This is a genomic window from Streptomyces sp. NPDC051364 (assembly GCF_040682115.1).
Taxonomy (GTDB): Bacteria; Actinomycetota; Actinomycetes; order Streptomycetales; family Streptomycetaceae; genus Streptomyces.
This window is the reverse complement of the sequence record NZ_JBFBAH010000002.1, coordinates 561,785-584,836: the sequence shown is the minus strand read 5'-3', so window position 1 is coordinate 584,836 and position 23,052 is coordinate 561,785. Positions and strand designations below refer to the sequence as shown.

The 23,052-nt window shown below is 70.9% G+C and carries 5 protein-coding genes; 4 read left to right on the top strand and 1 reads right to left on the bottom strand.

Annotated features, from left to right (window positions below; genetic code table 11):
- Positions 1–233: 233 nt before the first annotated feature.
- The gene (locus AB0M76_RS06410) at positions 234–1,319 is read right to left on the bottom strand and encodes a hypothetical protein (RefSeq protein ID WP_365951812.1); all 1,086 of its coding nucleotides are present in this window, start codon (positions 1,317–1,319) and stop codon (positions 234–236) included.
- A 2,399-nt stretch (positions 1,320–3,718) separates the two neighbouring features.
- Between AB0M76_RS06410 and AB0M76_RS06405 the strand changes: the two genes are divergently transcribed.
- Genes AB0M76_RS06405 through AB0M76_RS06390 form a run of 4 tightly spaced genes read left to right on the top strand, consistent with a single transcriptional unit; the run spans position 3,719 to position 23,003 of the window.
- Positions 3,719–6,946, top strand: coding sequence for a hypothetical protein (locus tag AB0M76_RS06405; RefSeq protein WP_365951811.1), 3,228 nt, complete (start codon positions 3,719–3,721; stop codon positions 6,944–6,946).
- On the top strand, positions 6,946–10,464 hold the full coding sequence (locus AB0M76_RS06400) for a hypothetical protein (protein ID WP_365951810.1): 3,519 nt from the start codon (positions 6,946–6,948) through the stop codon (positions 10,462–10,464). Before AB0M76_RS06405 ends, AB0M76_RS06400 begins: the two co-directional genes overlap by 1 nt.
- 2 nt (positions 10,465–10,466) lie before the next feature.
- On the top strand, positions 10,467–11,648 hold the full coding sequence (locus AB0M76_RS06395) for an MBL fold metallo-hydrolase (RefSeq protein ID WP_365951809.1): 1,182 nt from the start codon (positions 10,467–10,469) through the stop codon (positions 11,646–11,648).
- Between the two features lie 9 nt (positions 11,649–11,657).
- A complete protein-coding gene (locus AB0M76_RS06390) occupies positions 11,658–23,003 on the top strand; it encodes a hypothetical protein (protein ID WP_365951807.1) in 11,346 nt (3,781 codons plus the stop codon).
- Positions 23,004–23,052 lie beyond the last annotated feature (49 nt).

The following is a 23,052-nucleotide window of genomic DNA, read 5'->3' as shown; positions in this document are numbered from 1 at the left end:
CTCCTGAGTCGGAACGGCTGTGCAGGAAGAGCAGGTCGTCCGCAGTCTCCGGCCCAGGCGTTCGGCGTCTGCGGCCGGGCCGGACCTTCTCCGCGGTGCAGCGCCCGGTGGACAGCGCCCGGTCGGAGTTGCCGCGCATCGAGTGCCGACAGGTGGACCACGGTGAACCACTCGGCGCCCACGTCGGGCTCGTCGTACGACGCCCATCACGTGTGCGTCGACGTCGTGAGGCCTCATGACGCGGAGACGCACTGCTCGTCGGCGGGCACAGCCGCCTTGGAGGTCCGTTGCTCTTGGAACGGACCGTCTGCGGGAGCGTAGCGGGGCGCCCCGGTGTACCACGCATGGAGGCCGGACAGGAAACTGCAAGCTCCCCGGAGCCACGCCTCCAGCTCGATCCGTTCGCCGTGGTTCAACCCGGCTCGCTGGACGACCGGGGGCAGTTCGCTCCGCGTGAGGTGCTCGAAGTGGCGCAGTCGGGCGGTCACCAGATCGGCGGCCGCATGCATCGCCTCCTGGACGGTGATGCGCAGGGATGTTTGGAGGACTATGACGAGGTTGTTGACGTCGTGTTCGTCATGGATTTCCCGCTGATAGGAAGCAATGTCGTTCGCCATTCCCATGTAGTCCATGAAGGCGTCGAGCAATGCGCAGAAGGCTCGGCTGTGCCGGATCTGCTCAGGGATCCGTGCGCCAGTGGAGAGTTCGACGGAGTATGGGGCTGTATAGGCGGCAAAGCTTTCACGGCGGAACTGGGCATACTCTATGAGGTCCGGGACACGGCCGGCGCGGCTGTTGGCCAGTTCCTGAACTCCCGCGTCGATGTACCTTGCCAGGGCACGGTTGAGCCCCTGCTGCCAGTGCGCCATTCTCGGAGGGAACAGCCGTTGCTGGAGGTCGGCCATGCCCCTTTCGACGGCATTGGTCGGCTCCGGCAACCGAGCGCCCGGCTCCGCCGGCAGGAAGGCATGGAGGCGGGCGGTGAAGGCTTTTGCGCCTGTGAGGTCGCCCTTCCGTTTGAAGGCGGAGGCGAAGTAGTCGTCCCAGGCCAGAGCCCAGAGGTTGAACCGGTGATTGAGCCGGAGGTCGGTGAGTGAGGCGTCAGGAAGAGCCCAGGCGGTCAGCTGGTCAACGGCCATGGCGTGGAACTGGGGCAAGGTCCAGATCGCCCGGCGCGCCGACGGTGCTTCGTCGCTGTCCAGCATGCCCATCTCCCGCGCCCACGTCTCGGTCTCCTCGCGCAGGACCGGCAGGTACGGATTCAGCCGCACGGGGTACGGCATCCGCAGTATGGGCAGCTTGATGGCCTGCGCTGTCATGAGATCCCTGCTTCCCTTTCGGCGCGCATCGGTGTTGCGTGTCGCCCGGCACGCCCTGAGCAGTTACAGGGGCCGGCATAAGCCGCGCGCAGTGGGCGAGGAAGCGAACGTGCTGCACAGGGGAATTCGTGAGGGCGCATTGCGCATCGCCGATGCCTCCTTGGTTCCCATGTACTCGCCACGTCCGCAGCAGCTCTGCGGCGTACATGCCCATGGTCACGCGGCGGCGTCTGCGTGACCATGACATGCGGATGCCGCGTGAGCACGGCGGGCAGACCACCGGAGTCCCGGCACCGCAGCGATGCGCGGTGACGCCCCGTCACGAGCTCGAGATCATCCCGTGGCGGGTCTCCGGCGCGTCCGGGTCATACCCCTTGATCAGGGACTGGACGAGGATCGCGAATGTCGGTTCCTGGGGCATGGCTTCTCCCTCCGAGACGGCCTATGGGCTGACGATCCGCTGCTGCCGCGGGGACGGACGCCGAACCGTTCCCACCCTTTGGTGCTCCAAAACGTGCGCCCACCCCGGCCAATCCGCAACCCCGCGTAGCCGACCTCGCCCCGCGATTGAGGCCGGTTTGCGGGGAATGAAACGATCCTTCCGGGTCAACTTGGCTCAAATTCGATCCCAAAGCTAGCCGTGATCAACCAATGTTCGTCAGTCGGACTGCGCGAGCGTGCGGTCCCGATATGGCTCCGCGCAGTGCGGGGGACCGCCGCCCGTCCGTTCACGGCGAGCGGTATCGACCCAAAGTGGCTGCGGCCTTGCGCGCCTGGTGGACACCGAAACCTTGCCGAGACTGGCAGCCGCCCTGGTGAGGGTCGAGCTGTCCAAGAACGCCGTCGACGACCTTCTGAAGACCGGCTGACACGGCGGCGGAGCACCCGGGGCCGAGCGAGTTCGAGCCGCAGCGCGTGGGCGGTTCACGGGCTCTCCGCGGGCGGGATGCCCACCGCGTTCAGCCCCGGGCGGCCTCCACCGTGGGGCGAACGTGATGAGACTGTCGGTACCGGTCAGCCAGAGCAGTTTCTGCAACTGCTCGGACATCGGGCCGGCCAAGATCTGTAAGCCGCGGCTCCGAGCAGCACACCTTCGGGCTGGCGCAGGTAGCGGGCACGGCCGTCCCGGACGAGGAGCGGCGGCTGGTGCGCGGCCTGGCCCGGAGACGGGGACCGGACGAGACGCGCACGGAGCCTGCGGGCCCGTCGGTTCATCGGGCATCCACGAGCGACCTGCGGACCAAGGTCCGGGCCGATTCCGATCCTGCCACCAGTACACGAGGAGTCTGCTGTGACCAGCAGCGCAAGAGCCAACCCTCCGGGCAGGGCGGGAGTCCGCCGACTTCCGTACTGCCGTCTCCGAGGTCAGCAACGGCGGGACTTGATCGGGACCGATGCTGAGCGTTCGCTGACCCAGCCCCTCACAGAACGGGTCTGACCTGCAGAAATGCTCAGATGTCAGATGTAGGGCTTGAACATGGTACGAAACATGAGGAAGCTCCCGAAATGTCTGCTCCCTGCCTGCTTCCCGCAGGTCAAGGGCGGTCCCGGCAGCCTACAAGCGTTAGCAAGTTCGGTCAGCCTTCCCCAGGTATTTGAGGACTCATGCTGACCGATTGCCGACTTCTCCGAGTCACCATCAGGCCGGTCCCGAGATCACGCGACTCGCGCGCCTACATCTACTTCAACGCTGCCTGCACCGACTCAGCGGGGCGTTGTCCAACCGCCGCTTCGGCACGTTCGGCCGGGTCGGAGTCGCTCGGTACAGGGGCAAGATCCGCTCCAGCGCCTACCCCGCCCAGCCGGTCGCTCGTGGGTCGGCGATCTGCGACGGGTGAGCGCACATCGACCGGCTTCGGACTCCTCGCACCCGACTTCGCCGCGATGCTCCGCAACGGCAGCGGCGAGTGGCTCGACGCATGCTCGGTCACGCCGACGCCAGCGGATGCCGCCCTCACTCCGCCCTGGGGCTACGGGGTAGTCGAGGGCGCCGAGACACGTTCATGCCCGGCATTCCGCAGTCGGGGAGCGTGTCGGCTCCCGCGTCGGCCAGTGCGCGGCACTCTGAGCGCCAGTCGGCCAACCACCCGCACCCCCGCCCTGGCGCAACGTCAGTGGCGGGGCGGTGGGTCAGCGGCCGTCGGGGGACCGAGGCGACCTGTCGGATTCCGCCCCTTGCTCTCGCCGCTGCTCCGGCCGAGCGGAGTGCAAGGCCAGTTGTGGGACACGGCGTGCTCTCGCGATGGCTTGGATACGTCTGGCTGCTACAACAATCTTCGGCCGGATCTCAGATGATGCCGACAAGAGTGCTTTGCGGGTCGGGACTCCTGGTCGCGACCCACAGCCGGTGAGTACGTGCTGCCGGCATTGGCACACTCGTCGGCACGTGGAGGCGGTTCATGGGTGGACCGAGCGGCGCACAACCAGATCCGCCGGTGATCAGGCAGGTGCGGTACGACAGCGACGTCCTGACCGTCTCCTGGAGCGGGCCCGGACGGCCGAATCCCGCGCCGACGTACGTGGTGCAGGTGGTGAACGGCGACCACACGGTCGCAGAGGCCTGGGCCGGGGCGGCGACCAATGCCGCGCTGCCGCTCGACGCGGCGCCTGGTCAGGCCTACCACGCCCGAATCGGGATGTTCGTCGGCAATTCGGGGCCGGAGCTCTCGCCGGAGGTCGCGATCGTCACCGGCACCTTCGCGGTCGAGCGGGCCGAGACGGACCCGGTGAGCGGCGCCCTGACGCTGTCCTGGAAGGCCGCGGACACCGACGACTTCCTGGTCCGGCTCGTGGTCAACGGCACCGCACCGGACCCGGATGTCCCGGTCGCCGGCGGATCCTTCGTCGTCAAGCAGCCACCGCCGGCGGGCTCGACCGTAGCGGCCACGCTCGCCCGGGTCCGGACCGGCGAGGACGTGGTGTCCATCGGCCCGCACGGCCCCGGGTTCGCGGCGCCGACCGAGCGGCCCGAACTTCTCGCCGTCGAGTTCGACGCCGGTCTGCTCTCGGTGGCCTGGGCCGCCGTCCCCGCCGCGGACGCCTACTGGATCAGCGTGCTGAACGACCACGGCGTGTTCTTCCCGGCCACCGAGATTCACGCGCCCGCGACGACGGCCGAGCTGGAGCCCGGAATCGCCGACGACGGCGCGTACCGCGTCGTCGTCCAAGCCGTCAACAAGGCGGGCTCCGGGCCGCCGTCGGCACCGCTCCAGATCCGGCGCACACCGCCGGGCGTCACGCGGGTGACGTCGGACGCCGCGACGGTCTCGATCGACGTGGTGCCGCCGGACTTCGCACCGACCGCATACGACGCCGTGCTGTTTCGCGACGGCGTGCCGGTCCGCCGGGAGACCGTGAGCCCCGCGCCGACGCTGTCGCTCGCCGTTCCCGAGCCGCTGCCGCGCAGCGCGGCGTACGCGGTGTCGGTGCGCGGGCGGGTCGGGCGCTCGGTCGGCCCGACGGTGACGGCCCCGGTCGTGCCGGCCACGCCGACCGTCGCGTCGGTGGTATGCGACGCGGACCTCGTCGTGACCGCGACAGCCGGCGAGCTGCCCGAGGGGGTGCCGATCGAGGCGGTGCTGTACGTCGACGGGGTTCCGGGCACGCCTCAGCGGGTGGACCCGGATGGCATCGCCGTATTCACCGTGCCGGTCGGCGACGTCGTCGCCGTCGCCGTCGCCGTCCGCGGTGTCGACGGCGTGGCGACCGGGCCGTGGTCCGTGCCGCTCCCGGTGCCCACCAGGCCGGCCGATTTCACCCTCGCCCGCGCCGACGGAGGCCGGGCCGCCCTGGCCTGGAGCGGGCCTACGGACGGGATGTTCCGCGTCGCCGTCGGCGCCACCGCACTCCTGACACGGGGCCAGTCCGCCGACCTGCCGCTCACCTCCGACCGGGCCACGGTCGCCCAGGTCGCCGGCGTGGCGAGGGGACCGGTGGTGCCGCTCGACCTGGTCACGGCCGGTCCACGGCTCACCCGCGTGGCCGTCGGCGCCGGCCGGAGCGTGACGCTGGCGTGTACGCCACCGAAGTCGCCTCCGTTGACCGGCGTACGGCCCGTGGTGCGCTGGGACGGCGCCGAGGTCGAGCTCGACGCCCATCCGGTCACCGGTGATCCGATCGTCCTGACGCTGCCGGACGGCATCCCCAACACCGCCGTGATCGCCCTGCGGGGACTGGCCGGCGTCGCCGTCGGCCCACCCGGCAACGCCGCCGCACTGCTCACCGTCGCACCGACCGGCGTCAGGGTGGCGTACGACGGCGCCGACCTGCGCGTGTCCTGGGAGGCGCTGCCCTCGCCGCTCGTGGACGGGTACCGGGTCAGCACGGTCGTCGACAAGACCGTGACCACGCTCGGCGACACGACGACGGCCTCGGGCAGCTGGCCGGTGGAGATCGAGGACACCTCCACCACGGTCGTCGTACAGGCGCTCGCGTCTCTGGCGGTCGGGGCACCGTCGGAGCCCGTCCCGGTGTTCACTGAGGCACTGTTCGTCGGCCCTTCGTACGTCGCGCCGCAGCTCGGTCCGGTGCTGACGGCGGCCGACATCACGCTCGGACTGCCGGAGCTGTTCCTGACCCGGCAGGCCCACGACATCGAGCTGCCGCTCGGCTTCGTCCTGACGCCGGCCGAACACGGGCCGTACGTGTACACATTGCTGATCCCGGCGACCAGCCCGGTGTGGAACTTCACCGACCGCCCCGACGTGATCGCCAAGTGGGCCGCGCTGCTCGCCCAGCTGCAGCCGTTCGGCATCACCCCGTATGGAGTCGCGGCGCTCACCGAGGCGGTGTCGCGGTCGATGCCGCAGACGTTCGACGAAACGCTGTACTTCGCCTACGGGCTGCGGTTCGACCGCGGCTACTTCGACCTGCGCCCAGGCATCGTGATGCGCGTCGAGTACGAGGGCTACCAGATCGCGTCGGGCGCCCAGGGCAACCCGTTGTCCGGGTTCGTCACGGCCGGCGTCGCCGACTACGAGGTGGCGTCCTACGACAACTCGGGCACCTGGACCAACGGCCTGGACGCCTTCCTCGCCGAGCTCGCGCAGCAGAACGGCGTCGACGTGCCGAATCCGTCGGGGCCGGCCACGGGGCAAGGGCAGCTGTACGGCAGCGCCGGCGCGTTCGACCTGTTCGCGAAGGCACTACGGCTGCCGTACGCGCGCCTGGTCTACCCGAGGACGCTGCTGCCGACGACCACGCCGGGTTCGCTGTGGCCCCAGCAGAACGCCGTCCTGCTGGCGGCCACCACGCTCGGTGCGCTGAACGCGGCCACCGAGAACGTCCGCCGGCAGGACCCGCCCGGCGGTGGCGTCGCCGCGGCCTACCTGCGCGGTCGCGCGGTGGTCCGCGCGATGGTGCGGATCAGTGTGAACGGCGCATCCCGGCTGGTGCCGGTGGGGACCACGCTCGGCAACGTGCTCGCGAGCGGGGGCCGAAGGCCGTCGGCCGTCCCCGTGCCGCTGAGCGGTGTGACGATGCACCGGCCGCGTACGGCGGCGGCGCCGGCCGACGGGCCGGCCGGCGACTGGCTGGTCGTCCCGGGCTGGCAGCCGCGCGACCCGGCCGTACTCGAGTTGCCGCTGCTGCACGGTGATCGTCTCGATCTCGCCACGGGCCTCGGCTGATGACCGAGCCCACGTTCACCCGTGCCGGGGACACACCGCTCCACTGGGCGGATCCGACGGACCGCGTGGCGGCCTTCCTCGCCTCCGACCCGGGAACGCTCGGCGACCGGCCGACGCTGACCCGGACGTGGGCGGACAGCCGTGGTGCGTACGTCTTCCTCGGCATGCCGGCCACGGACTCGGCGGACTTCCTGGTGGCGCTGCGGACCTGGCTCGACTACTACGCGCCCCAGGGCCCGCCGCGCTTCCTCTGGGTCGCCGACCCGACGGCAGCGCCGACCGCGTGGGTGACGACCGCGCTGACCGTCCGGGAGGACCCGGACGGGACCTGGCTGGTGGACGGGGCGACCTTCCAGCTCGCGGACTACCGACTCGCGTTGCCCGAGGGCGGGGTGGTCGCTCCCGCGGACACGGCGGCGGGCTGGGGCTTCGCCGTCGCCGACGGGGCCGACTGGTCCGCCGTCACGCTGTACTCGCCGACGGCCCGGTTCCCCGCTCGGCGCACGACCACGCTGCTGTGCATGGCGGCGGGGCACACCGGTGCGTGGCGGTTCGTCATCGACGCGCCGGCCGGCAGCGGGGACGCGTTCACCGGGCTCGGGGCCGGGCTGCGCTTCTTCACCCCCGGGGACGAGGGCGTCGTCAGGACCATCCGGTTCGGCGTCGTACGCCAACCGGACGACGTCGGCCTGGAGTTCCATGCCCAGATCGATCCGCTGCGGCCGCTGGACGGTGAGCGCACCTCGCTGGGCTTCTTCGCGTGCACGACGGGCGAGGGCGATCCGCCGGCGCTGCCGTCGGGGTACGCCACGGTGCTCGGCCACGGCGTGGACCTGCGTCCGCTCAAGGCCGGAACGAGCGCGGCGAGCCCGGCCCGGCTGGTGTTCGGCCTCGCGCCGTACCTCTCCGACGAGAAGGGGAACGTCGGCTACTACCTGGTCCCGGACGGGCCGTTCGCCGTCGAGGCCGCGACCACGGGGTCTCGCGTCATCTGCGGCATGTCCGGTCTGGAATACCTCGGTCTGCCCGATGAGGGCTGCACGCTGGCGTTCCTGCCCGGGCAACCGGCATACGCGCCGCTCGGCCCGGACCGGACCGGCGCCGACTCGCTCACCCCGCACGGGACGACGTCATGGGTGTCGGTCGAGCAGGCCGCGGACACCGGCGTCATCACGTACTACAGCCAGCCGGAGGACGCGCCGCTGTACACGGCCGGCGCGGCGGCCGCGGCAGGCGGGGTCGACCTGCTGGACTTCTGCGAGGTGCCGGCCGCGACCGCGCCCCGGACTCCCTTCCCGATGGCGCCGTTCCACGGGCTCGCCGACGACGCCGTCCCCGACGCGGTCGCCGTCGAGCAACTGGCGATCGCGCCGACCCGCCGCGCGGTGCTGTTGCCCGGCGAGGACGGCGAACCGGCGCCGGAGGCCGAACCGACCGTGGCCGTGACGCCGCAGGGGCTGGCCGTGGGGCTGGCATCCGACTTCACCTGGAGCTGGCTCGGCATCGGTCACGACGGCGGCGCGGCGGCGAAGCCGGACCTGCGCTTCACCACGGTCACCGGCCGGTTCCGGAAGGCGATGCAGACCAACAACCTCTTCCTGGTCCTCGGCGACCCGGCAGAGTTCCACCGGTTCGGCTCGGTCGCGTACGAGCTCACCACGGCGACCCTGGACGTCGTCGCCACCATCCCCGTGGACCACGGCGGCGTGCCCGAGAACGTCCTCAACGCGGTACGCAGCGCGATGCACGACACCGAGTACGACACCCGGAACGCGTTCATCACCGCACTGGTCGGCGCGTGTCCCGAGATCACCGAGGCGGAGCGGCTCGTCTTCCTGCGCTACGGCGGCCGGCTGACGCCGGTCGCCGGGGGCTGGCCGTTCCGGCTCTCCCCGGACAGCTGGCGGGAGTCGACGTACCTCATCGTCAAGTTCGCCCTGGGCCGCAGCATCGCCGACCTGGTGGAGGACGTGTCGACCTGGGCCTGGCCCGAGGCCGCCTCCCGTACCGGCCGGCCGGCCGACGCCCGCAAGGCGATCCGCGATGTCATCAAAGCGGCGCGCAACGCGCCGTCCGGGTCGCCCTACGCGTCGTTTCTGCAGGTCGTCCAGGACCCGAACTGGACGGGTGTGCTGGCCCTTTCGGCGGAGGTCCCGCTCGACGAGCTGCCGGACGAGCTCCAGGTGCTCGCGGCGGGGATCGACCCGGCGCAGTTCGCCGCGCACCACTTCGGGCTGTCGCTCACCCCGTACCGGCGCGCGGACGGGCAGTTGGTCTTCGAACGCTCCGCGATGTTCGGGCTGATCGACTACCAGAACCCCGAGGACCAGTACTTCAGCGAGAACGTCCACTACGCCTTCCGCGTGCTGCAGTTGACGGTCGGTGTGCGCAACTCCGTCGTCACGACGTTCACCAGCAGGGCCGAACTGCTCGTCAACCGCCTGTTCGGCACGCCCGCCAGGCTTCTGCCGACGACACGCGGGAACAACATGGTCCTCGACGGCGCGCTCCAGCGGCAGCGGCTGCCCGACGGCACGACGCACGACACGTACGTGTTCTCGATGGCCGGGCAGAACACCTTCCAGCTCGACGGACTCGTGCTGCAGAGTGCGGAGTTGCTGTCGACGCAACTGGTCACGGCGAAGGCGTCGGACCCCGGCTCGGGCAAGGCGACGGTCGACGCCGTCTTCCAGCTGGCGGGCAACCTGCGGTTCCAGGAGCCGGAGAAGTTCGACCCGTTCTGCTGGGGCGTGGACGCAGCCGGGGAGGACGGCTACCTCCGCTTCGGCGGCCTGGCGATCGCCATGTCGTTCGACCTCGGCGATCCGGCCGGAACCACCAGGTTCACGCTGAAGGACGGCAACCTGTCGTTCGACCAGGCGAACAGCAGGGCGCGCGCGCAGTCGCTGGCCGCCCGCTTCCCGATCCGGCTGAACGGACTCGTCTCCACGCCCGATCCGCAGCTCGCGGCGGGCGCGCCGCCACCACCGCAGACACCTGCCGACATGGGCTACGTCGCGGTCACCGCGCCGCTCGACCAGTCGGCGCTCACCCAGCCGTGGTACGGGCTGGACTACACCGTGGACCTCGGCTCGCTCGGCGCGCTCGCCGGGAGCAAGGCGTTCGCCATCCAGGTGCTCGTCGCGTGGAGCCCGGGCACGGCCGACACCGACCCGGGGATCTACCTGGGTGTGCGGCTGCCGGGGGCCGAGGGGCTGCTCGGGGTCAACCTGCCGCTGCAAGGCGTGGTGACGATGGGCTTCAAGTCGGTGGAGTTCCTGGTCGCCGAGGAGCCGGAGCTGCCGCGGACGTACACGTTGCGGCTGCGGGACTTCGCACTGCGGCTGCTGGGCCTGGCGTTCCCGCCCGGGCACAACGACGTGATCCTGTTCGGCAACCCGGACCAGGGCGGCGCCTCGAAGGTGGGCTGGTACCTCGCGTACGCGTCGGCCGCCGACCCGAAGCGCCTGCCGCCACCGCCGGTCCGGGCAGTGCTGCGTTCCGGCAGAGGAGACTGACCGTGCCGAGTCTGACGCTGGTGAAACTGCTGTGGTGCGGTCAGGGCATGACCACCCTCGTCGAGATCTACGACGACGGTGTCGAGAAGGGCGCGGCCGACTACCTCGCGCTGATCGACTGCGGCGGCAGCCCCACCTACGGGAAGGATGCCGTCAACCACATCAAAGACAAGGTCGCGAAGAGGACGACAACGCCCAATAAAATGCTCGATCTGGTCGTCATCTCGCACCAGGACGACGACCACAACGGCCTGCTCGGCGCATTGGGCAAAGAGCTCAAGACGATCGACGCCCGCGTGGGTAGCGTGCACATCGGCGGGCTCTCCTGGATCCAAGGCAACAAGGATACGGTGAACGAGTTCCTCACAGCCGTCAAATACGCCGTGGGCACCGTCGTTTTCGATGCGCCGGCACAGAGCGACTATCCTGGCGGGGGCGCCGCGCCCACACATTTCGCCGTGCACAAGGACGTGAAGTTTCGTCTCCTGATCTCGAACCTGGACGTCCCCGGCGCGACGGCCGACATCGTGAGGAACGGGTCGTCCGCAGTGGTGGTCGTGGACAACGGGGTCAACACGGTCGTACTTCCCGGCGACGCGACATTCCAGACGATGCTCGAGATCAACACGAAACTGGGCGGGGCACAGTTGACGCCCCAGGTCCTGGCACTCGAGATCCCGCACCACGGAGCGCTGCGCACGGCGGTCGAGAACTATGCCAAGTCCGGGAAGAAGAAGACGGACTTCACCTGGACGATCATCGAGGATTTCGCCACCAAGGTGATGAAGCCGAAGAACGTGGGGGCGAGCGCCGGCCCGTGGAACACTGACAATCACCCCGTGCAGGAGGTGATCGATGTGTTCATCGGGACGACTGACACCGTCCCGTCGCACACCTACGTGGCTTTCGTCTTCTTCCAGAAGAAGACCATGGTCCAGTGGGCCACCGTCACAACCCTTCGCGCGGTGGAAACCACCATCCGGCAGCTGATTTTGCACCAGAAGAAGAGGAAGCTCAACGCACCGCCCGCGGCGCCGCCGGCCGATTTCGTTGTCGGCCACATCGTGTACCGGCTCACGGGTACTCCGGGCCTGCGGCCGGAGGAGATGGTGGAATTCCGCCCGTGCCGGACGTTCGGAATGCACGGGCCGGATGAGGACGTCGTCCAGGCTCCGGAACCCTAGGCAGGCCACATGTCACTCGACGGCATCTACGACGCGTTCCGAAACGCCGCATCGTCCGGCCGGCTCCGCGGCGACGCACCCACCGGGCTCTCCGGTCTGCTGGCTTCGCTCGGCGTCGACCAGCTCGAGGTCCGTGGCGGCCAGGTGTCCATGGGGCCGGACAGCGTCTGGCTGACGGCCACCACGGAGTATCTCAACACTCCGTGGACCATGCGGCTCACCGGGTCTCCGCAGCCCGGGACCGACGTGGCGGCCCTGAGGCTCGAACTCGGCAGCACGACGGGGACCACGACCTGGACGTTCGAGGATGCCTTCGGCGAACTGCCGGGCAGCCGCCGTCCCGCCAAGGGCACCACCGGCGGACTGATCCTCGGGGCCGCCGTGCTCGGCCCGCTCGTCATGGAGCAGCCCGCAGTCACGGCCACGAACGTACCGACCGGCACGCAACCGCGGCTGTCCGGCACCCTGCTGATGCGCGGCAGCGTCTCGGTACCCGGCAGCGACATCCTCGCCGGGTACGCCGCCTTCCTGGGCGACCGGCTCTACGTCGACGGTTTCGTGACGTTCCTGGCCGACGGGCCACCGGTTCTCGAACTGCGTGCCGTCGCACCGGGCGTGCGCCTGCAACTCGCCCAGTTGGACGTCTCCGCGGTCGGTCTGATGCTGACCACGGACTACCCGGACCCGTGCCCACTGCCCGCCGCGGGGGCGCGCCGCTCAGCGGTCCTGATGTTCGCCGACGTCACCTTGCCGACCGAGCCGGAGGAGATCGTCACCATCAGCGGCCCGCTGGTCTTCGGAGACCACGTCTGGCCGCTGTCCATCGATTTCGCCACCCCGCTCGGGCTGGAACAGGGAATCCAGGCGCTGATCGCGATGACGGGCGCAGAGGGCACGGACTTCACGCTGCCCAGTGGCATCGCGCCGATCGACGTGTTCGGCCTGAAGGGCCTCGGCTTCGGCATCGTGCCAGCTTCCGGCGACCCCGGCCCAGGCCCCGGCACCGGCCTCGGCCTGTCGTCCACCACGGTTCGCATCGAGTCGAAGGAGCCGTGGGACCCACCGGTGCCCTTCCTGACCATCGAGCAGGTCGGCACCAGCTGGGTGTTCAGCTTCGATCCGGCCGGCCGGACGCTGGTCACCGGTGCGGTCTTCGGAACGATGCGGTTCGGCGAGAAGAACCGCTCCTCGCTGGGCGCCGCGGGGCCGTACGTCGTGGCGGCGGAACGTGGCGGCGCGACGGGAGCCGGCCTGGACGACATCGTGGTGGCCGTCCAGCTGACCCTGCCCGAGCTGGCGTTCACGGCAACAACCAAGGAGCCGTTCGACATCCCGATCTCGGAGGTGTTCCGCGCCTTCTTCGGCGGTGACGGACCGCCCGTGGGCGCCGGTCTGACCTGCGATTCACTGAACGTCTACGCTTCGCTGCTGCGCCACGAGTACTCGGCCGCGCTGGCCGTCAGCGGCGACTGGCCCATCAAGGCCGGCAACGTCACCCTTGCGCTGCTCGGGTTGCAGCTGCAGGTCCAGGTGTCGCAGAACAGCGTCTCCGGCCTGATCATCGGCAAGGGCGAGATCGCGGTTCCGGACGCCGCGCCGATCGAGCTGCTGGCTCAAGCGGAGTACCCGGGCGACGGTTCCTGGGTCTTCAGTGCCATGATGGCCGGCGCCGTCGACCTCCCGCGTCTGGTCTACGGCCTGCTGGGCCAGAAGCCGGCCCCGTGGGTGAACCAGATCGCGATCGAACTCGCCGACCTCGGCGTCCGGTTCAGCACGGCACCCGGCTACCCTTACACCGCCTCCGGCACCCTTCGGGTGACGGTCGGCGAGACGCTGCTCGGTATGTCCTTGCGGCTGCTGCTGACTGCCGACATCGAGCGCAGCCTGCGCGCCACGCCCGCTGACGAGCACCTGGCGATCGCCCTCCGCGGCACCACGCTCGTGGACCCGCTGACGGTGCTGACCGGAAGCCTGTCCGGATCCTTCACGCTCAACAAGCTGGAGATCACCGCCTCGGTGTCGGTCACCGACGCGGGCAAGGACTACACCTTCCAAGTCGCCTACGACCAGCTCTCCTTGAGCGCGGCGACGTCCTGGATCGGCGAGGGGACCGACCGACACCAGATCCTCACCCTCCGCCTCACCGGCACGCTCGGCGAGCTGGTCACGTCCCTCGTCTCGCTGGCCAACCCGAACGCGACGTTCCGGCTCGATCCACCCTGGGACTTCCTCAACAGCATCAACCTCACCGGTCTGGAACTGACCATCGACCCGGCCAAGCAGAGGGTCGCCGTCAAGCACGACCTGAAGCTGGACCTCGGATTCGTCAAGGTCCGGTCCATCGGCCTGAGTTACGACCGATCGACCGGAAGCCCCGCGGTGAACATCGCGCTCGACGCCCAACTGCTCGGGGACAGCACCGCCAAGCCGCTGACATGGGATCCGGTCACCCAGGCACCACCCCAACCAGCCGGCCTGGGACAGAAGCTGTTCTCGCTGCGCTACCTGGGCCTGGGGCAGCACGTCTCGCCGAAGAACCTCACCCAGTACACCAGTATCTCCGCCGTGGTCGACGCGATGGTCGCGGCGATGCGACCGGTCAGTCCCGCAGCCGGCAAGCCGCCGATCGACCCGGCAACGATGGTGTTCGACGCGTCCAGCCAATGGCTGTTCGGTATCGATGCCACCTTCATGGACACGGTCGCGGTCAAGCTGGTGATGCACGACCCGGACCTGTACGGAATCCTGGTGGCGCTGAGCGGTCCGCGGGCCGGCTCGCTCGCCGGGCTGAGCTTCGAGCTGCTGTACAAGAAGGTCACCGACGACATCGGCGTCTTCCATGCCCAGCTGCAGATCCCCGATGCCTACCGGCAGTTGCAGTTCGGCGCGGTGTCCGTGACGCTCGGCGTGATCACCGTGGACATCTTCACCAACGGCAACTTCCGGATCGACCTCGGATTCCCGACGAATCGCAACTTCGCCAACTCGTTCGCGATCGAGGCCGGCATCTTCAACGGCCGGGGCGGCATCTACTTCGGCGTGCTGAACGGCGCCACCTCCAGCCGGGTTCCGCGCATCACCAACGGGACGTTCAGCCCAGTCCTCGAACTCGGTGTCGGCCTGTCCATCGGCGTCGGACGCACCTTCCAACGCGGCCCACTCCAGGCCGAGATGTACGTCAACCTCGTGGTGATCTTCGAGGGCGTGCTGGCGTGGTTCCACCCGGACGAGGACGGCGGGGGCACCGAGCTCTACTACGCGTGCCGGGGCACGGTCGGCATCGTCGGCCGGCTGTACGCGACGGTCGACTTCAAGGTCGTCCGGCTCGACCTCAACCTGCAGATCTCCGCGATGGCAACCGTCGAACTGGCCGCGTACCGGGCGACCGTCGTGGCGCTGAAGCTCTCGGTGCGGGCCAGCGCCAGCGTGAAGATCCTGTTCATCACGGTCTCGTTCTCGTTCTCGCTGACGCTGGAGACCTCGTTCACGATCGGCTCCGACAGCACAGCGCCGTGGCGGCTCGCCCCCGGTGTCGCCCGTCGCGGCCTCACGGCCCGGAGAGCACGCGCCGCGCGCGCGGCAGGGGAACAACCGCCGTACCGACTGCACTTCGACCCGGACGTGCACGTCTTCCCCGACGGCCGGCCGCGGACCGCGGACCTCACGCTCGTCCCCGCCTACACCATCGCCAACGTCCCGGTCGACTGGACCGGCCGCACGCCGCCGTCGAACGACGAGCCCGACTACCGCCTCGTCGTCATGCTGCTCGCCGACAACGCCGTCCCGGTGGACGCGGTCACCATCGCCCACACCGAGCGGCCCGACGTGTCGCGCAACCCGCGCGCGGACACAGCCGCCGACACGTCGTTCAACCTGCTCGCCGACGGCCTGTTGCGCTGGTCCCTCGACGCGCTCGGCGTCTCCTCGCCGACGGTCACGCTCGACGAGCTGATGCAGCTGGTCGAGCAGTTGGCCCTGGCCGAGGCCGAGAACGACGGTTTCACCTGGGCCAACATCCAGGGTTTCCTCGCCAACAACATCCACCTCCGGATCAGCGGCACCCCGGCGGGTGACACCGCCGACGACGTCTCCGGGACGCCGTTCCCGATGATCCCGGTGCTGAAGTGGACCTCGACCGGCCTGCCCGACCCGGCCGACCGGGACCGCGACTTCGCGACCTACCGGCAGATCGACGCGACGTACGAGGCCGAGGCGATCGCGTACTTCACCGAGCTCGACCCGGTCCCGCCGGGCGACTGCGCCGCCTCCCCCGCTGGGGCGGACGAGCCCAGCGAGTCCATGGCGACGTTCGTGCTGCGCGACTACCTGCGCATGGTCGCCCGCGCCGCCGCGCAGGCCGCCGTGAACCTGCTGACCGCGTTCCCCCACGAGGTGGAGGAGAAGGACTCGCTCCACTCCATCGCGGCGAGCTTCGGGACGGCCACCACGTCGTACGAGGTCGCCGCCCGGGACGCCGCGGACCACCTCGCCTCGTCCCTCGGCATCTCGGCGGCCGAGCTGCTGGCGCTGAACCCGGGCCTGCCGGACCGGCTGACCGCCGCGCAGGCCGGCGACACGCTCACGGTCGTGCTCGGCGTCACGGCGCAGTCGATCGCCGTCGCCAACCCCGACTGGCCCGTCGCCGCGGACGTCCCGGTCACCCTGGGCACGCTGCCGGTGCAGCTCGGCGCGGGCCAGTCGCTCGGTCAGCTGGCCCACGCCTACCGGGCCGACCCGACCGCGCTGCTCGACCACCTGCGCGACGCCACCCCGCTGCTGCGCGCCGGCGCGACCGTGCCGCTGCCGGGGTTCGTGCACGCAGGGCTGTCCGTCGACGACACCGCGGCGGTCTTCTACGTCCGGCTCGGGCTGACGCACCCGAGCGAGGTGCCGCTCGCCGACTGGTACCAGCAGGCGATCGACCGGCTCAACGGCAACCCGGCGCAACCGCTGCCCGCGACCCTCAAGGTGCCCGACGCCTACCAGAGCACCGCCACCCTCACCTGGACCACCCTGCCGGGCGATACCGTCCTCGATGTCGCCGCGTACGCCGCGCTGATCCAGAACGTCGTGCCCGGCACGCCGTTCGCCGACTGGCTGGAGGCGGTCCGCACGGCGAACGCGCCGGTGGACCCGGAGGGCGTCCGCCTTCCGGCCGACGCCGCGGCCGTGGTTCTGCCGAACGACACGCTCCGCGCGCTCCAGGACCGGCTCCTGCTGCCCGGGGATCGGTTCGACACCTACGCCGCCGCCGCGGACGCGCTCGTACCGCTGGTCACCGTCGAGGTGCCGGGCGCGGTCGGCACGACGGCCTCCGGCCTCACCCTGCTGACGCTGGCCCAGCGGTACGGGCTCGGGCTCGCGGACCTCGCCGAGCGGATGGCCTTGGACACGGGCGTGCTGGCCGCCCAGCCCAAGCGGCGGCTCACCGTGCCCGACGTGCCCGCGATGGCCGTGGACGAGCTCGTCGCCGCGATGCACGACGGCCCGGCCATGTCCACCGTGAGCGGCCAGGTCGCGCGGTTCGCGCTGGGCGGGTTGCGTCTGCCCGCGCCGGTCCGGGTCGACGGCGCATACCAGGCCGTCGGGCCGATGACCGGTGGCTACGAGCTGATCGGCCAGCAGGTCACCGGTCCGCCGCCACCCCCGGCCGGATCCAAGGACCCGGTCGTGACCATCACCGTCGACAAGGCTCAACCCGCCGACTGGCTGACCTTCGCCGACTCGGCCGTACACGACGGCGTGATCCGGCTCGACGCCGCCGAGGCCGACAACGCGGTCATCTCGATCACCGCCGCCGACCTGCGGGACAAGTACCCGGCGACCGGGCTGGTGCCCGTCGTCGAAAGCCCGCTCGCCGCCCTGCCCCTCTCGCACGAGATCGGCGCGCGCCACACCGTCACCCAGGTGATCCCGTGGCAGACGACCACCACCGTCCAACTGCCCGCCGAGCCCTCCGGCCCGCCCTCGCTGTGGCCGCTGCCGAACGACCTGATCGCGCGTGCCGGGTCGGACCGCAGCGGCTCGGAGTTCCTGCTGGAGCAGACGACACCACAGACCGGCGCGGACGCCCGCTACACGGAGCTCGGCTGCTACGCGTGGGCGACGCTCGTCTCGTTCACCGCCCGCCGCGTTCCGGGCCTTCCGGGGACGGTCGAGGTACTCGGCGCGGACACCGCCGACCGGCAGCGGATCGCGCAGCTCCTGGAGTACCTGCGGAGCATCCCCGAGAAGCCGGCGACCGGCGACTTCCCGCCGGCGCCGCCCGGCGAGCGCCCGCTGCTCACCCTGCTCTGGCAGCTGCCGCCGTCACCCGGCCTCAGCCCGGGTCTGACCTCGAAACCACTCGTCTCCGACCGGACCTTCATCGTCCAGACGAACCTGTCCACCGAGACGCGCAGCGGTCCCACGGCCCAAAGCTCCACCGCGGGAAAGCATTTCGCGGCCATCTCCGACTGCGAGCGGTTCCTGACGCTGCTGTGGGAGTGCAGCGTCGTGGGCGGTGGCGGCTACTGGATGCAGTACCGCGGCGAAGTTCCCGACTCGATCTTCGACCAGGACGGGCTCGCCCAGCTGTCGCTGCTGGTGCAGCTCTCGTCGCAGTGCGGTGCCTCACCGGACCGGCACCTGTTCGCCTTCACCAACGTCGCGGTGGTCGGCGACGGGGTGGATCCGGCGTCGGTCGCGCTCGCCGCGCGTGCGGTGAACCCGCCCGAGCTGCGGCCCGTCGCCTCGGTCGACCCCGGTCAGGTCGGGTTCACCGCGCGGTTCGCCAACCCGCTGGCCGACGACACCCCGCAGGGCCGGCTGCGCCGTCTGTACGGGCTGCTCGGTTTCCAGCTGGACCCGACGACGGACTTCCGCGGCAGCGTCGAGGGCCGGGCGGTGTCACCGAAGCCTGCGGACGGTACCGACGAACTCGGGTTCCTGGTGGCGAGCGAGGCTGCCGAAGAGGTCTGGGACCTGACCCGGATCGTCGACATCAGCCGGTTCGCCGTGCGGCAGGCCCCGGCCGTGCCCACGGCACCGCCCTCCGTGGGCAACCCGTACGCCGGCGTCACCGCCGGCGCGGAGAGCCAGGTCTCGGTGTGGTTCCAGGACGTTTTCGGCAACCGGTCGGGCAGTCCGAGCCAGACCCCCGTGCCCGTCCGCTACACCGACCCGGTCATCGGCGTCGGCGCCTGGCCGTCGACCACCCTCCACTACACCGTCGAGCCGTCCGGCGTCCTGGCGGACCTCGCCGTCGCCGTCGACCTCCAGGCCGTCGCCTACCAGCCGGGCGCGGCCGACCCCGGCAGCGCGGCCGCCGAAGCGGCGACGCGCGACCGGGACCGCCTGGTGCCGGTCTACTACCAGGTCGTCCAGCCCGACGTCCGGGCCGCGCTGCTCACCTCGCTCCAGCAGAAGCCCGGAGCGGAGCCCACCCCGCTCCTCGTCGACGTGGCCGTGCTGACCCGGTACGTCATCGGTGCCCACGCGCTGCTCGGCTCGCTCGCGGCGATCGCTTCCGCGCCCGCCACCGACGCCGCGACCCTCGACGGCCTCTGCACCACCTATGGCGTCGGCTTCGACGAGCTGGGCACGGCGAACGCGGACGCGGCCATCAGCGCTATGCTCGACGCCGATGAACTCGCGGTACCGGTGAGCGCGGCGTTCCGCAACCAGGACACGATCGCCGGGTTGTGCGACGCGGTCGACCCCTCGCTCGACCCGGTACAGGTGCTGCTCGACGAGGACAACACCGTGCTGCCGCTCAACCCGTCCGTCGAGCTCGTCACCCCGCCGCGCGAGGCGCTGGTGCCGCCCGACTCGCCGTCGGCGGACGAGCTCGCGACGGCGCTCCACTGCACCCTCAGGGCGCTCGTGACGGCCAATCAGAACCGCCCGGGACTGCTCACCCCGGGGTTCGTCTTCGACTGCAACGGTGTCAAGGTCCAGGTCTCGTTCGACCGGCCGGCCAGCGAAGCGACGCTGGCGGGCGTCGAGTCGGCGTTCCGGGGCCTCGGTGTCCCGTTCGACGCCGCGCAGGTGGTGTCGCTGAACGCGGACAAGCCGGGCATGTTCCGTGCCGGCGCGTCCCTGAACGTCACCGACTACCTCGTCGAGAGCGGCGACACCCTGCACGACAACCGGGCAGGCCTCACACCCGGCCAGCTCGCGCCGCTGAACACCACGACCGTCGACCTCTTCACCCCCGGCACGCCGGTGTTCCTCACCACGACGCCGACGCCCGTACCGGCGGGCGACACGCTCGGGCACTTCGCCGCCGTCAACGCCACCACGCCCGGGGCGCTGTTGCGGCACAACGGCTCGGTCGCCCTCTCCGCCGGCTCTCCCCCGGTCGTGCCCGGGATGTGGGCCTGGCCTTCGGACCCCGACGCTCTGCGGGTGCCGTACACCGTGCGCGAGGGCGACTCGCTCGACGGCATCGCCGCACACTTCCCCGGTGCCCACCTGGTCGAGGTCAACGCGGGGATGCCGGCGACCATCGCGTCCGGTGTCACCGTCACGGTCGGCGGCGAGTCGGTGACGACGGCGGCGCCCGCCTCGTTCGCCGAGGTCTGCGCGCTGTTCAGCCCGCCGGCCGGCCTCGCCGCACTCGCCGCGGCGATCGGCGAGCGGACCGGCGTGCTCGCGACCGGAGCTCTGCTGGTCTGCCCGCCCGGCGTGCTCCCCACGCAGTCGGCAGCGGTCGGAGTGACACCGCAGGAGGCCGCCCGGCCGTTCGGCGTCACCGCGGTCGCGCTGCTCGCCGCGAACGCCGGCACACCGGGCCTGCTGCTGCCCGGGCACGTGCTGCGCGGGCAGCAGCCGGGCACGGACGGCACCGCGCCCACCGAGACCACCGGGGCCTGCGACACGCTGACCGCCGTGGTCGCGAGGTTCCGTCGCCGCGGCGTGACGACCGGCATCGAGGCCGTCGTGGCGGCGAACGCCGATACCGGATTCCTGCGACCCGGCGCCCGCGTGGTCGTCCCGCCGGCCACCGCCCGCCTTACCGGCCGGCTCGGCAGGTCGACGCAGGACGGCGTCCAGTGGTCGTTCCCCGAGCCCGTCTTCCCGGTCACCGTGGCGCTGGACCTCTTCCGCGAGCCCGCACTGGTCGACCCGGCACTCGCCGCGACCGCGACCCGCGAGGCGACCGCCGTCCCCGCCGGCCGCAGCACCGACCCCGCCCAGGACGACGCGCTCACCCTGGCGGCCTTCGCCGAGCAGGTCCAGCGCGCGGTGCCGGTCCTGCGGCTGGCCACGGCGCCGGGCCGGACATCCGACACCGACGTCTGGGCCGTCGTCTTCGGCACCGGCGGTATCGAGAGCGTCAGCATCCAGCCCCCTCTCGAGGTCGCCGGCACCCTGCAGCCGCGCACCTTCGCGATCCGCCCGCTCACCACCACCCTCATCGCACGGCAGCACGTGTACACCCCCGGGTTCGACGTCCGGACAGGGCTGCTGACGGAGGGCCAGAACCGCGACTACCAGGGCATCGACCTCGAGCTCTGGGCGCAGGGGTTCCTCGCGGACGTCGAGCTGCTGCTGTCGGCCGCGTACGTCCAAGGTGCGTACGAGCTGGGCCGAGACATGCTCGACGGGATCATCGGCATCAAGAAGACGCTCGCCGGGGCCGTCGCGGCGGGCCTGGACCACGTGCTCGCCGGGGAGGCGCCGGATGCTGGAACCGATCCCAAGCGCGCTGCGGCTGTCGAACGGCTGCGCCAGGAGCTGCTCGTCTCACTGACCCGCGGGTACGCGACCTCGGCCGTGGTCCAGTACGACACGAGTGCGGCGTCCCCGTGGACCGATCAGTACGCGCGGCTGAGCGGTAACCCAGTCGTCGGCTACGAGGACGTCCCGGCACACCTGCGGACCGCGACGGTGTCGAACGGCAAGGTCTCGCTCGCCGACGGCGACTCGCAGATCAACTTCCTGATCACCGTCCCCGACGTGGTCGCGCACGCCGCGCTCAACCTCACCCTCGACTTCGGCGGCGTCGAGCTCGAGTTCGGGATCGCGCGGGAGGTCGAGGGCTACGACCGTTCCGACTGGCTCACCTTCGTCACGCCGCTCGCCTCCGGCTCACCGCCCGCTCTGGACTTCGGCCTCGGGGCTCCGCGCGTGCCGATCCCGCTGCGCGCGTACCCGCCGATGCCGATCCTGCTCGACCAGCACGCCGACGTCCCCACCTCGGCCGACACCCTCGGCGACGCGCTGTACTGGCAGTACGGGTTCTCGGTGCAGCACCAGTCGGCCGAGCAGGACAGCGTCGAGCTCCGGGTCACATACAACCAGGCGCCCCTCACGTCCGCCGTCGCACCGGCCGACGACCTGTTCGGTGCCCTGGCGCAGTACGCCGCGGTCTGCGCTCCGCTGTTCGGCCTGCTCGCCGGGCTGACCGACTGGGAAGGCGCCGACCCCGACGAACGCACCGCCATCACCAACGCGCTGGGCACGTACCGGACGCTCGCCACCGCCGTCGCGCAGGCCTGGACCGCGCACTGGGCAGAGGGTCCTGCGCCGGTGCCGGTGGTCGCCGCCGCGGCCGGCGGGCCGGTCCCGGACGTCTACCGGTACGGACTCGGTCTCGACGCCGAGAACGGCTGGTACGCAACGCTGCGGCTGACCCGCGAGGTGGAGTCCGGCCCGGGCGAGGTGGGCTGGCCGGAGAAGATCGTGTGCGTCACGGCAGCCGGTGAGCGCCACGAGCTCACGCCCGTCGATCCGGAGGTGTGCGGCTGCACCGACGCCGGCCACTGCCTGTGCTACGCGTTCCCGCTCCAGGAGGTCGAGGCGTTCACGCTGCTCACCTTCGAGCTCACCTTCCCGCGCGTCCACATCTCGGCCTACCAGAGCGCGTCGGCCAGTGCCCGGGTCACCCGCAACGCGCGACTGCTCGGCGAGGGCTGGCCGGACACCGTGCCGTCCTTCGTCTACCGGACGCCGGAGGTCGGCTACCGCGAACCGGTCGTGCCGTTCATCGACCTCACCGGCGCCATCGCCATCGGCCCCTGGGATCCGCCCGCCCACAATCCGCTCGCGCCGATGTTCGACGCGGTCTTCGACGGCGACCCGTCCGACCGGACGATCGTGATCGGCGCGCGGTACGAGTACACCCTCGTCGCCGGCGACCCGCCGGTGTCGGCGCTGCTGCCGGTCGTGCAGTCGACCACGGGCACGTACGACACGGCAACGGTCCCGACGCTCACGCAGGCAGTCGTCGAGTGGAGCGAGCGCGAGCAGCCCGCAACGGAGGGCGGGGCCTGGGCCTTCCGGGTCAGCCTCTACTCCTCCGTCGACCCGTCACTTCAACGGCCCGTGTTGCAGCTCAAGCACTTGTCGTCCGAGCTCCGGGACCGCTGAGTCAATGGCAGTCCACGTGCCGTCCCGCGCCGCTGCAAGGAGCAATCAC

What these genes read in the sequence shown, in the direction of transcription:
- AB0M76_RS06410 (WP_365951812.1), bottom strand. Translation starts at nt 1,319, where the DNA reads ATGACAGCGCAGGCCATCAAGCTGCCCATACTGCGGATGCCGTACCCC.
- AB0M76_RS06405 (WP_365951811.1), top strand. Translation starts at nt 3,719, where the DNA reads ATGGGTGGACCGAGCGGCGCACAACCAGATCCGCCGGTGATCAGGCAG.
- AB0M76_RS06400 (WP_365951810.1), top strand. Translation starts at nt 6,946, where the DNA reads ATGACCGAGCCCACGTTCACCCGTGCCGGGGACACACCGCTCCACTGG.
- AB0M76_RS06390 (WP_365951807.1), top strand. Translation starts at nt 11,658, where the DNA reads ATGTCACTCGACGGCATCTACGACGCGTTCCGAAACGCCGCATCGTCC.